The sequence below is a fragment of the Arthrobacter sp. TJ-170 genome, from assembly GCF_058269305.1.
In genome coordinates, this window is sequence record NZ_JBZCNL010000013.1 from 32,275 (window position 1) to 41,723 (window position 9,449).

General features: G+C 64.4%; 10 protein-coding genes and 1 pseudogene. 10 read left to right on the forward strand and 1 reads right to left on the reverse strand.

Annotation, left to right across the window (positions count from 1 at the left end):
• Positions 1-101: 101 nt before the first annotated feature.
• The 5 genes from AC4D1W_RS16465 (at position 102) to AC4D1W_RS16485 (ending at position 4,895) form a co-directional block, all read left to right on the forward strand.
• Positions 102-1,445: an NAD(P)-binding domain-containing protein gene (locus AC4D1W_RS16465; RefSeq protein ID WP_490893069.1), complete on the forward strand. Its 1,344-nt coding sequence runs from the start codon at positions 102-104 to the stop codon at positions 1,443-1,445.
• A gap of 108 nt (positions 1,446-1,553) precedes the next feature.
• Positions 1,554-2,333 (forward strand): thioesterase family protein, encoded by a 780-nt coding sequence (locus AC4D1W_RS16470; RefSeq protein WP_490899466.1) that lies wholly within the window; start codon positions 1,554-1,556, stop codon positions 2,331-2,333.
• An 84-nt stretch (positions 2,334-2,417) separates the two neighbouring features.
• Positions 2,418-3,446 carry an aldo/keto reductase gene (locus AC4D1W_RS16475; protein ID WP_490899463.1) on the forward strand — a complete coding sequence of 343 codons (1,029 nt, stop codon included), beginning with the start codon at positions 2,418-2,420 and terminating at the stop codon, positions 3,444-3,446.
• Positions 3,447-3,450: 4 nt separating this feature from the next.
• On the forward strand, positions 3,451-4,092 hold the full coding sequence (locus AC4D1W_RS16480) for a 4'-phosphopantetheinyl transferase family protein (protein ID WP_490899464.1): 642 nt from the start codon (positions 3,451-3,453) through the stop codon (positions 4,090-4,092).
• Positions 4,093-4,193: 101 nt separating this feature from the next.
• Positions 4,194-4,895 (forward strand): lipoate--protein ligase family protein, encoded by a 702-nt coding sequence (locus AC4D1W_RS16485; protein WP_490893072.1) that lies wholly within the window; start codon positions 4,194-4,196, stop codon positions 4,893-4,895.
• A 117-nt stretch (positions 4,896-5,012) separates the two neighbouring features.
• Here the strand turns inward: AC4D1W_RS16485 and AC4D1W_RS16490 are convergent, their stop codons facing one another.
• Positions 5,013-5,270 carry a mycoredoxin gene (locus AC4D1W_RS16490; protein ID WP_490893073.1) on the reverse strand — a complete coding sequence of 86 codons (258 nt, stop codon included), beginning with the start codon at positions 5,268-5,270 and terminating at the stop codon, positions 5,013-5,015.
• A gap of 150 nt (positions 5,271-5,420) precedes the next feature.
• Here AC4D1W_RS16490 and AC4D1W_RS16495 point away from each other — a divergent pair, with 150 nt between their 5' ends.
• From AC4D1W_RS16495 to AC4D1W_RS16515, 5 genes and pseudogenes are all read left to right on the forward strand, one after another.
• A complete protein-coding gene (locus AC4D1W_RS16495) occupies positions 5,421-5,744 on the forward strand; it encodes a chorismate mutase (protein WP_490893074.1) in 324 nt (107 codons plus the stop codon).
• A gap of 183 nt (positions 5,745-5,927) precedes the next feature.
• Positions 5,928-7,943, forward strand: coding sequence for a threonine--tRNA ligase (gene thrS, locus AC4D1W_RS16500; RefSeq protein WP_490893075.1), 2,016 nt, complete (start codon positions 5,928-5,930; stop codon positions 7,941-7,943).
• Positions 7,944-7,949: 6 nt separating this feature from the next.
• A complete protein-coding gene (locus tag AC4D1W_RS16505) occupies positions 7,950-8,564 on the forward strand; it encodes an HIT family protein (RefSeq protein WP_490899465.1) in 615 nt (204 codons plus the stop codon).
• On the forward strand, positions 8,554-9,162 hold the full coding sequence (pgsA, locus tag AC4D1W_RS16510; protein WP_490893077.1) for a phosphatidylinositol phosphate synthase: 609 nt from the start codon (positions 8,554-8,556) through the stop codon (positions 9,160-9,162). Before AC4D1W_RS16505 ends, pgsA begins: the two co-directional genes overlap by 11 nt.
• Positions 9,163-9,285: 123 nt before the next feature.
• Positions 9,286-9,449: pseudogene (locus AC4D1W_RS16515) on the forward strand (pyridoxal 5'-phosphate synthase lyase subunit PdxS); the annotation flags it as partial.

A 9,449-nucleotide genomic window follows, 5' to 3' on the forward strand; every position in this document is an offset into this window, starting at 1 on the left:
GGGATGACAACATTGACAACTATCGATATAAAACCGGATACTCATATCGATAAAGATCAATATAGATCGCCCTGCGGATACGCGGAACGGAAGGACCATCGATGTCGGATCAGCACCACCTGCCCGTAGCCATCATCGGAGCCGGCCCCATTGGCCTGGCAGCCGCTGCACACGTGCTCGAACGAGGACTCACGCCGCTGATCCTTGAGAAGGGCGCCGCCGTGGGCGCCGCCATCCGCCAGTGGGGCCATATTCGATTGTTCTCGCCCTGGCAGTACAACGTCGACGACGCCGCCCGTCGCCTCCTGCAGTCCACCGGCTGGCAGGCTCCACGCGGCACTGCGCTTCCCTTCGGCGCCGAGCTGGTGGAGTCCTATCTCGAACCGCTCGCGGCAGTCCCCGCCATCGCGGCAGCGCTCCGCCTCAACACCGAGGTCCTGGCAGTCACGCGGCACGGCATGGACAAGACGCGGAGCACAGAACGCGAGAATCAGCCTTTCCTGGTTCGGGTCCTGGGCCCGGAGGGACTCGAGGATCATCTGGTTCGTGCCGTCGTCGACGCTTCCGGCACCTGGAGCCAACCGAACCCGCTCGGTCAGGCGGGCCTCGCCGCACCGGGCGAAGACGCTGCGCAGCCCTTCATCACCGGCCCCCTTCCGCACGTCACCGGCTCGGACCGCGCCACCTTCGCCGGCAAACGGGTGATGGTTGTCGGTGCCGGGCACTCGGCTGCAAACACCCTGCTGAGCCTTGGTCAGGTTGCCAAAGCCGAACCAGGAACCCGTCTCTTCTGGGCCGTTCGCGGGGCCGGATCTGCACAGCGGCTGTACGGGGGCGGTGACCTCGACGCGCTCCCGGCCCGAGGCGCCCTGGGCAGCCGCCTGCGCTCGTTGGTGGAGGACGGCGTCGTGGAGCTGATCACCTCCTTCACCATCACCTCTCTGACGGCCGACGACGGCGCCCTTACCGTTCACGCCTCAACCCCGGACGGCGCCCGTACTGTCAAGGTGGACGTACTCGTGCCTGCAACCGGCTTCCGTCCTGATCTGGGTATGCTCCGCGAACTCCGGCTGGAACTTGACCCCGCCGTGGAAGCGCCTCGGGCGCTCGGACCCCTGATCGACCCCGAATTCCATTCCTGCGGAACCGTTCCGGCGCACGGGGCCGATGTGCTGGCGCATCCGGACAAGGACTTCTACCTCGTTGGCATGAAGAGCTACGGCCGCGCACCCACCTTTCTCCTGGCCACCGGATACGAACAGGTCCGGTCCGTGGTCGCCGCCATTGCGGGGGACCAAGCAGGCGCCTCCGCTGTTCACCTCGAACTACCCGAAACAGGAGTGTGCAGCACCGATCTCGGCGGCTGCTGTTCCGAACCGGAGCTGGTCACTTTCGGCATCCCTACAGGGCAGGCCCACGGGCGCTCCAGCGATCCGGACTACTGATCCGCTGAGCGGTGCGCACGCCGCAGCAGGGATTAGGTATCCTCGCACCAGGGCCGTCCTGTGCGCGCCCTTTCGGATCATCCCCTGAGGAGCGTGTTCATCAGCACTATGGCAGATTCCTACTATCGTCCGCTGGGCGACGGGCAGTTCGAGGCAACAATCCACGCACAGGGCGCCTGGAACGAGCACGAGCAGCACATGGCGCCGGCCTCAGGGCTTCTTGCCCACTGCCTTGAGCAGTTCGAACCGCGGGCAGAGCTGCAGATGGCGCGTATCTCCTACGAGATACTCGGTCTCATCCCGCTGGAAACCGTCGAGGTAGCGACCCGCATGGCGAGGCCCGGGCGAACTATCGAATTGCTTGAGGCGGAGATGAAGCACGGCGGCCGGACGGCGATCCGCGCCCGCGCCTGGCGGCTGGCCACCAGCGATACGTCGTCGGTCGCTGCGCTGGAAGACACACCTATGCCGGGGCCTGACGAGGGCACGGAACACGACGCCGTAGCTGAATGGCCCGGCGGCTATATCCAGTCCATCGAAGTCCGGAAGGTTGAGGGCCACCGAGCCGGCCGTGGGAGGGTATGGCTCAGGACGCCGCACCCACTGGTGGAGGGTGAACCGTCGTCGGGTTCGGCGCGGCTCGTCGGGCTCATTGACACTGCCAACGGCATTGCCACGCGGGTTCCTCCCGGACCGGGAAGCTGGGCGTTCCCCAACGTGGATCTGCAGGTGCACCTTCACCGTCAGCCCGCAGGCGAGTGGCTGGGTCTGGACACCCGAGTGACATTCGGACGGGATGGGATCGGTCTGACCTCGTCCGTCCTCCACGACCTCGACGGACCGTTCGGGCGAAGCGAACAGATCCTGACTCTGCGGAAGCTGTCCTGAGGCTTCGCAGGGAATGCGGCAGCCGCCGTCGTCGTTGGCCATCTGTGTAACCGTGCTCACAGTGCGACAACCCAAGGAGTGTTGATGGAGTACAGGAACCTCGGCAGCAGCGGTACATCGGTCTCGGCGTATGCGCTGGGCACCATGACGTTCGGCGCTGAAGCCGATGAAGCAACGTCGCACGCCATTCTCGATGATTACGCGGACGCCGGCGGCAACCTCATTGACACCGCCGACGTCTACACCGCAGGAACGTCCGAGGAAATCATCGGGCGATGGCTGGCGAAAAGCTCCTCCGCTTCAGAGATGATCCTGGCGACCAAGGGCCGCTTCCCGATGGGGAAGGGTGCCAATGATCTTGGACTCTCCCGCAGGCACCTTCGCCTGGCGCTCGATGCCTCGCTCAAGCGGCTCAACGTAGACCACATCGACCTGTACCAGATGCATTCCTGGGATCCACTCACTCCACTTGAGGAGACGCTGGGATTCCTGCACGACGCCGTCAGCGCCGGCAAGATCAGCTACTACGGCTTCTCCAACTACACCGGATGGCAGCTGACCAAGGCGGTCGGAATTGCGAAGGCGCGCGGTTGGGACCTCCCGGTCACCCTTCAGCCGCAGTACAGCCTGCTGGTGCGCGGGATTGAGCCGGAGATTGTTCCGGCTGCGCTCGACGCCGGGATGGGGTTGTTGCCCTGGTCGCCTCTGGGTGGTGGTTGGCTGACAGGCAAGTACAAGCGGGACACCGCACCCGAGGGTGCTACGCGGCTCGGTGAGAATCCCAAGCGCGGCATGGAAGCGTGGGAGAAGCGCAACGCGCAGGAGCGCACATGGGCGGTCATCGACGTCGTACTGGAAATCGCAGAGACGCGTGGGGTCAGCGCATCCCAGGTGGCGCTGGCATGGGTCGCGCAGCAGCCCGCGGTGACCTCCGTCATCCTCGGTGCGCGCACCACGGAGCAATTGGCGGACAATCTTGGGGCGGCGACGCTTACGTTGAGCATTGACGAGATCGCCCGGCTCTCCGAGGTCAGCGCTCCGGAGCTTGCCGACTATCCGTACGGGACCCCCGGAGTGGAGCAGAGAAGCCGGAACATCGACGGCGGACGCTAGCCCGTTGGACCTGCATGCGGTCCACCTGGACGGCCGGAGCGTGGGGTACGTGGACGCCGGTGAACGCGCACGCGGCGCGATGATCGTGCATCCGGCGGTACGTCACCGATTCCTCGCCGGACGCTCCTGGCTACGTCATCTGCTGAGTGAAGCTTCGGGTATCGACGGCAGGCGCCTGGATGCCCGGTTCACGTGTCCGGCCTGCAATGCGGTTGACCATGGGCAGCCGGGCTGGACTATTGATGGGGAACCGTTGCCCATAGCTGCCAGTCTCAGCCGCAGCAGAGGCTGGGCAGCGGCGGTCGTGGACACGTCCCTCTCGCTGCCCACCGTGGGAATCGACCTTGAGCAGATCGGCCGGTTCGGCGGCTCGGAACTTGATGAAAGCGTCTTCACTCCGGCTGAACAAGCGCGGATTCAGGGCGTACGGGAACCTGACAGGCCTGGCCTCCGCGCCGCCCTGTGGTCCCGCAAGGAAGCAGTGCTCAAGGCAGCAGGGACCGGATTGATGGTGAATCCGGCCGCCGTCGATGTCCTGATGCCCGTCGCCCGGGTGGGCGCCCGCGACTATGCGGTGAGGGACGTGCCGCCCGCTGACCTGAAGCTGCCTGACGGCTTCGTTGTTGCGCTCGCACTCAGCCGGTGACTGATTGCGTGAGCTTTGCACCGTCGAATTCGGAGATCGCAACGGCAGCGATATAAATGGGGTGGAAGCCTCAGGAAAACCATGGACAGGAGCTGGGCTGGATGAGTACCCACCCCTGGTCGTACGCTCAGCTTGCGTTGATTCGCGATCCGTCCACTGGCGCTGCCGCGGATCTTGAACGAGGCCTTACGCTGTTGCGTTCCGCCGCGTCCGGGCAACTGCCGCCGACGCTTCGCCTGTACCGACCGTTCCCGACCCTTGCCTTCGGCCAGCGGGATGCCCGGCTACCCGGCTTCGGCGCGGCCGCCGACGCGGCCCGGGCGGAGGGGTTCGAACCCCTGATCCGCAAGGCCGGCGGACGGGCGGCGGCCTACCACCAGGGCTGCCTGATCGTGGATCACATAGAGCCGCACGACGACGCGATCGCCGGATCGCGTTCCCGCTTCGGGCTGCTTGGCGAGATCCTGGCGGAAGCCCTCCGGCGGGTCGGCGTCGACGCCGCCGTCGGCGAAATCCCGGGCGAGTACTGTCCCGGAGAGTTCAGTGTCCACGGGAACGGGCAGGTACAGGTGAAACTGGTCGGCACAGCCCAGCGCGTCATTTCGGGAGCGTGGCTGTTTTCGTCGGTCGTCGTGGTCGAAAACTCGCCGCCCATCCGGGCCGTACTTGAGAAGACCTACGCTGCACTGGACCTGGAATGGAACCCGACAACGGCCGGAGCGGCGGACGACCTCGTACCCGGACTCACTGTGGGTGAGGTGGCGGACGCCGTCGTCGCCGTCTATGGCGATACGGTGCAATGAGCTGACTCTGCTTCCGGTCAGCGCCCGGGTGGCGCCTTCGAGCGAGAACGTGCCGCATCGAAAGGCAGGACACGTCCCCACCGGAATGGGCCCGGTCCTGCCTTCTCGTGAAGGGGCTTAGACGCCTACGCGCGCCTTCACTTCGGTCACCGACGGGTTGGTGGCCGTGGTCCCGTCCGGGAAGATCACGGTGGGTACGGTCTGGTTCCCGCCGTTCAATGACGCAACCAGCTCCGCGGTTCCATCCACTTCCTCAATGTTGATTTCCTGGTAGCCGATGCCCTGCGCGTCGAGCTGCGACTTCAGCCTGCGGCAATAGCCACACCAGGTCGTGCTGAACATGGTGATGCTGCCGGCAGGGGGTGTGTAATCCACGGTGCTCCTTCGGTGAATCGCGGACTCGTCGAGTTCGCTGGATAGTCAGTGTTTCTGTCCGCAGATGTAACGCCTGGGGGCCCGCCTGCATTCCCTGCCCACGTCGTAATCAACGGTGCCGCCGGGCAGGCTCTCGCGTAGTCTCACCGTATGCCAAGCCCACAGACGCCCGACCCTGCAAAACCCGGATCGGTCCACGCCGAACAGTTGAAGGCTGTCCGTATTGCCATAAACGAGGTCGACGAGCAGATGGTCGGCCTGATCTCCCGCCGCGAGCGGTTGATACGCCGGGCCGGTTCCCTTAAGGACGACGACGAGTCCGTACGCGCGCCTGCCCGGGTGGAGCAAGTCATCGCGAACGTGCGTGCCTTCGCCGAGAAACAGGACGTCGATCCCACCGTGGTTGAGCGGACCTACCGGGCGATGATCGACGCGTTTATCGAGTATGAACTGAAAGTTCGCCGAACGCCTTAGCTGCTGTTGCCACTGAAGTTGTGAACGCGGCGCAGCGGGTGGGTTGGTTGGTTGGCCGCTCACGCAACGGATACCATCGAGAAGACCGCGGCAGGAGTGTTGGGCACTCATTCGTCCTTGCCCGCCGGTACGGTTGATCGATCAGCTATCCAACCAGTTCACCCTTATCAAGAGGAGACCTCAGTGTCAGCGCCCCCATCAATCACCCTCATCGTCGACGGCGAAGAGCAGCGGGTGACCACAGGGACGACTGGAGCCGACCTCTTCAAGGAGCAGCGCGACGTCGTCGTAGTCCGTGTAGATGACGAGCTGTGGGACCTGAGCCGCGAACTGGAAGACGGCGCGAGGGTGGAGCCGGTCACCATCGGTTCGGCGGACGGTCTGAACGTCCTTCGTCACTCCGCCGCCCACGTGATGGCGCAGGCTGTGCAGCAATTGCGGCCGGACGCGAAGCTTGGCATCGGCCCCTACATCACCGACGGTTTCTACTTCGACTTCGACGTCAACGAGCCCTTTACTCCCGATGACCTGAAGCAGCTCGAGAAAATGATGCTGAAGATCGTCAACACGAACCAGCTCTTCCAGCGCCGCGTCGCGAGCGAGGACGAAGCCCGCGAAGCCATGAAGGACGAGCCCTACAAGCTCGAACTGATCGGCCTCAAAGGCGGCAATGGGGACATCACCGACGACGACGGTGCTTCCGTCGAAGTCGGTGCCGGTGAGCTGACCATCTACGACAACGTGGACCGCAAGTCCGGTGACGTCGTCTGGCAGGATCTCTGCCGCGGCCCCCACCTGCCCAACACCAAGCTGATCTCCAATGCGTACGCGTTGACGCGTTCAGCCGCGGCGTACTGGCGCGGCAGCGAGAAGAACAAGCAGCTTCAGCGGATCTACGGCACTGCGTGGCCCACCAAGGATGATCTCAAGGCCTACCAGGAGCGACTGGCCGAGGCGGAACGCCGCGACCACCGCAAGCTCGGCAGCGAACTGGACCTGTTCTCCTTCCCGGACGAGCTGGGATCAGGCCTGCCGGTCTTCCACCCCCGCGGCGGCATCATCCGCAAGGCTATGGAGGACTACTCGCGCCAGCGGCACGTTGAGGCCGGCTACGAGTTTGTGTACACCCCACACATCACCAAGGGCCACCTCTACGAGGTCTCCGGCCACCTGGACTGGTACCGCGACGGTATGTTCCCGCCCATGCACGTGGACGCCGAGCTGGACGCCGACGGCAATGTCCGCAAGCCCGGCCAGGACTACTACCTGAAGCCGATGAACTGCCCCATGCACAACCTGATCTTCCGCTCGCGCGGTCGGTCCTACCGCGAACTTCCCCTGCGGCTCTTCGAGTTCGGCTCCGTGTACCGGTATGAGAAGTCCGGCGTAATCCACGGGCTGACGCGAGTTCGCGGCATGACACAGGACGACGCCCACATCTACTGCACCCGCGACCAGATGAAGGATGAGCTGACCGGCACGCTCAACTTCGTTCTGGGGTTGCTGAAGGACTACGGTCTGAACGACTTCTACCTGGAACTCTCCACCAAGGACCCGGAGAAGTACGTCGGCGACGACCAGACCTGGGAAGAAGCAACACGGACACTGGCCGAGGTCGCCGAGGCATCCGGTCTGGAACTCGTTCCCGATCCCGGCGGCGCCGCGTTCTATGGACCCAAGATCTCCGTCCAGGCGCGCGACGCGATCGGCCGCACCTGGCAGATGTCCACCATCCAGTTGGACTTCAACCTACCGGAGCGCTTCGAGCTTGAGTACCAGGCGGCAGATGGAACCCGGCAGCGGCCGGTCATGATTCACCGCGCGCTGTTCGGCTCCATCGAGCGGTTCCTCGGCGTGCTGACCGAGCATTATGCCGGTGCGTTCCCGGCCTGGCTGGCCCCTGTCCAGGTGCGCGCCATCCCCGTCGCCGACGCGTTCAACGACTACCTGTTCGACGTCGTTGACAGGCTCAAGGCCGAGGGCATCCGTGCGGAGGTCGACATCAGTTCCGACCGTTTTCCCAAGAAAATCCGCACGGCGAGCAAGGAGAAGGTTCCCTTTGTCCTCATCGCCGGTGGAGACGACGCCGACGCCGGTGCGGTTTCCTTCCGCTTCCGGGACGGAAGCCAGGAGAACCAGGTTCCCGTCGACGAAGCCGTGAAGCGGATTGTGGAAGCCGTCCGCAACAGGGAACAGTAGCCGCACATGCAGGACCACACAGAGGCTGTTGGGCAGGAACACGACGGGGAAGTGACGGACAGTTTTGAGCTGGCCGGAGTCCCCGATGCCTTTCAGCGGCTGTGGACCCCCCATCGGCTCGCTTACATCAAGGGCGGCCAGAGCCAGTTCAGCAAGCAGGAGGACTGCCCTTTCTGCGCCGCACCTTCCCGGACCGACGAGGAATCCCTCATCGTTCACCGCGGCCGGAACGCTTACGTGGTGCTGAACCTGTTCCCGTACAACCCGGGCCACCTGTTGGTGTGCCCGTACCGCCACGTGCCCGACTACACCGACATCTCCTCTGCGGAGACGGTCGAAATCGCACAGCTGACGCAGTCCGCCATGCATGCGCTGCGCAGCGTCGCACGGCCAACGGGGTTCAATCTCGGGATGAATCAGGGTGTTACCGGGGGAGCGGGAATCGCAGCGCACCTACACCAGCACGTGGTCCCACGGTGGAGCGGGGACGGCAACTTCTTTCCGATCATCGCCCAGACCAAGGCGATCACGCAGACCCTCGACGAGGTGCGGGCCCAACTCGCAGCTGCGTGGGATGAAGCTGCCGCCTCGACAGACGCCGGGGCGACCCATGCTGAATAAGTACGCACGGTCATTCTTCACCTCGCTCTTCACACCCCTGGCCACGCTGCTCCTGAAGTGGAGGGTGTCACCGGACACGGTCACCATCGTCGGGACGCTCGGTGTGGCCGGAGGGGCGCTCATCTTCTACCCTCAGGGACAGCTGTTCTGGGGCACAGTCTTCATCACCCTGTTCGTGTTCTCGGACGTCATCGACGGGATCATGGCGCGGATTCAAGGCCGCAGCGGATCCTGGGGGAGCTTCCTCGACTCGACACTCGACCGCATCGCAGACGGCGCCCTTTTTGCCGGTGTCGCTATCTGGTTCTTCATGGGCGGGAGCAACAATGCGATCGCCCTCGCAGCCCTGGCATGCCTGGTGCTCGGCATGATCGTTTCCTATGTGCGTGCCAAGGCCGAATCGCTTGGGTTTACCGCGAACGTGGGAATTGCCGAGCGCGCTGAGCGTCTGGTTTCAGTGCTGGTGGTGACCGGGCTCACCGGACTCGGCCTGCCCGAAGTGGTTCTCCTGGTTGTCCTGATCCTGCTGGCCCTGGCGAGCATCATCACCATCGTTCAGCGCTTCATGACCGTGCGGCTGCAGGCCACGGCTTCCTGAACGCCGACTCCTGTCCGGATGCACAACCGCGCTGCGGCTACATATAGTCGCTGACCGGCGATTCCGGGGTCCCGGCGGGCGTATCATGGATTGTTATCTTTTCTCTACCCGAGGGGCCAAACTGTGTCCACTGTTGAAGAAGCTTCCACCACCGCGCCAGTGACCGGCAGCAGTCGTGTTAAGCGCGGGATGGCGGAAATGCTCAAGGGCGGCGTCATCATGGATGTTGTCACCGCGGAGCAGGCCCGCATCGCCGAGGATGCCGGCGCTGTTGCCGTCATGGCGCT